This window comes from Myroides phaeus (assembly GCF_900099675.1).
GTDB lineage: Bacteria > Bacteroidota > Bacteroidia > Flavobacteriales > Flavobacteriaceae > Flavobacterium > Flavobacterium phaeum.
Window position 1 is genome coordinate 1 of the sequence record NZ_FNDQ01000052.1, and the last position, 2,318, is coordinate 2,318.

The following is a 2,318-nucleotide window of genomic DNA, read 5'->3' on the forward strand; positions in this document are numbered from 1 at the left end:
AATAACTAAGCTTTCGTCTTGCCCGGAGGGCACGAGATGAAAGCCCGTTGAACGGAACCGTAGGAAGCTTAATACGTATTATGGAGTTTTCGAAGTATGACTTTAAGATATACCAGCAGTAATTTTAGGATTACTGCTTTTTTTATGGTTAAAGTTGTGCTGTTTCAATTGTTTTTTGGTGTTTTTTGGAACAATTAAACACAGGTTCCCTTACCCGTAAAACCTAATTCACAGAAGCAATTGTGTTTTCGATAAGATATGCTTTTGGCGGACCTCTTTGCCCAAAAACATGTAACGTAACCAAATTACCAACTTTGCAACAATAACATTTTCGATGTTGTGTTTTAGGTTCAACTATCGGTCGAATGATATTTAAATCTTCTTGTAATTGTTGCAATTTACCCCGTTTCCAACTGCTACTTAAAATACCGTAATGCCTAATTCGAACAAAGCGTTTAGGCAGAATATGTAAACTAAAGCGGCGGGCAAATTCTTCGTTTTTTAATGTTAATTGCTTGGTTTTACTGTGGTCTTTATAATCTTTGTAATGAATGGTAACCTCTTGATGAGTTACGTTTTTAATCCGATGGTTGCTAATAGCCACCTTGTGCGTATATCTCCCTAAATATTCAATGACTTGTTTGGGACCACCAAAGGGGCGCTTGGCATAAACCACCCAATCCTTTTCAAACAAACTTTGCAAGACTTGAGCATCTGCCAATTTTTCTTTGCGCAACAAGGCTACATATTTGGCACGAAAAACCTTACTCAAGGCTTTTACTGCAAACAAGTATCTATCGGTTTTTATCTTTCGTTTCCACTTACCATTTGCATCAATTCCTCCACCTGGAACAATACAATGTAGATGCGGATGCAAACTCAAATTTTGTCCCCAAGTATGTAAAATAGCAATCATACCCAATTGCAAACCGTCGGTTTTACCAAATTGAGAAAGCGTTGCCCAAACCGAATCAAACAAGATTTTATAAATCAATTGTGGTTGATGAATCGCCAAACCATTAAGCGAATCTGGAATAGTAAAAACCACATGATAATACGAACAGGGCAATAAATCATGTTCGCGCGCCTGAATCCATTCTTCTCGTTTATGACCTTGGCATTTCGGGCAATGCCTGTTGCGACAACTGTTGTAACTGATGTTGATGTTTCCACAGGTATCACACGCATCTACATGTCCGCCCAAAGCAGCAGTTCGGCATAAAGTCAGTGCTCGGAGTGTTTTCTCCTGATGAACCGTGAAGTTTTGATGGGATAAATCAACTTTTCTCAGCACATCAGCTACTTCCCATTGCGGCTGCATAGCGCAAAAACGGTATCAATTGGACTGTGTATTTTTTGGTTTTCGAGCTGACAAACATGTAAATATTCCATCGTAGTTTCGATGCGTTCATGCCCCATCAATTTCTGAACTTGCAGAATATTTACACCATCTTCCAATAAATGGGTCGCATAGCTGTGGCGCAGCGTGTGTGTATGCACATCTTTTAAAATACCTGCTTTTTTACAAACCGATTGAATCGCCCATTGAACACCGCGTTGGCTGTATCGAGAATCAAATCCTTTGGTATCTTTGGTATTACCCGTAAATAAAAATGTGGTGGGATGTTCGACTGAAATATATTTTTTAATCCCTCGAATGATATGATCAGAAAGCGGAACATAACGATCCTTCTTCCCTTTACTTTGAACGATATGAAGGAGTTTCCGATCAAAATCTAAATGCTTTAATTCGATGTTTCTCACTTCCATACAACGAAGTCCACAACTGTAAATCAAACCAATTAAAATGCGATGTTTAAGTAAATCGGCATGTTGAAGCAATTTCCAAATCTCATCTCGACTAAGAATTACGGGAAGTTTTTTTTCTTTAGGAATGGAAGGTAAATGAAGATAATCGTACGGAAGATTTTCGGTTTTTAATAGAAACCTTAGTCCGTAAACCGTGTGTTTAAAATACGATTGAGAAGGAGAATTCGACCGTTGTTGTAGTTCAAAAAGATAGTCTTTAACTTGTTCGGGATCTAATTCGGTAGGTAAACAGCCAAAATGAAGTGCCATTGCAGCCACATGGCGGGAATAATTATCAAAAGTGCGTTTACTTCTACCTAAAATGGAAATATTTCGTTCGAAACGTTGCAGAAGTTCAGAGAAACCATTAATTTCACTACAAGCGCGATTCAAATATTTGTTCGCTCTTAATTCCTCCGGAGATTTTTTTTAGTTACCATAATTTTATTTTTTTAATATCCTAAATATATGACTTCTAACGGAAAAGCTACCGAAGGTTTAGTTCAACA

2 protein-coding genes are annotated in these 2,318 nt (G+C 37.8%); both read right to left on the reverse strand.

Features of this window, described 5'->3' with window-relative positions; translation table 11 throughout:
* Positions 1-223: 223 nt before the first annotated feature.
* On the reverse strand, positions 224-1,321 hold the full coding sequence (locus BLT46_RS13035) for an IS91 family transposase (RefSeq protein WP_090410542.1): 1,098 nt from the start codon (positions 1,319-1,321) through the stop codon (positions 224-226).
* On the reverse strand, positions 1,300-2,202 hold the full coding sequence (locus tag BLT46_RS13040) for a tyrosine-type recombinase/integrase (protein WP_073028679.1): 903 nt from the start codon (positions 2,200-2,202) through the stop codon (positions 1,300-1,302). The genes BLT46_RS13035 and BLT46_RS13040 overlap by 22 nt, the downstream gene beginning before the upstream one ends.
* Positions 2,203-2,318: the final 116 nt, after the last annotated feature.

Bases quoted from the DNA above. Each gene is read 5' to 3' on its own strand.
- BLT46_RS13035 (WP_090410542.1), bottom strand. From the start codon at position 1,321: ATGCAGCCGCAATGGGAAGTAGCTGATGTGCTGAGAAAAGTTGATTTA.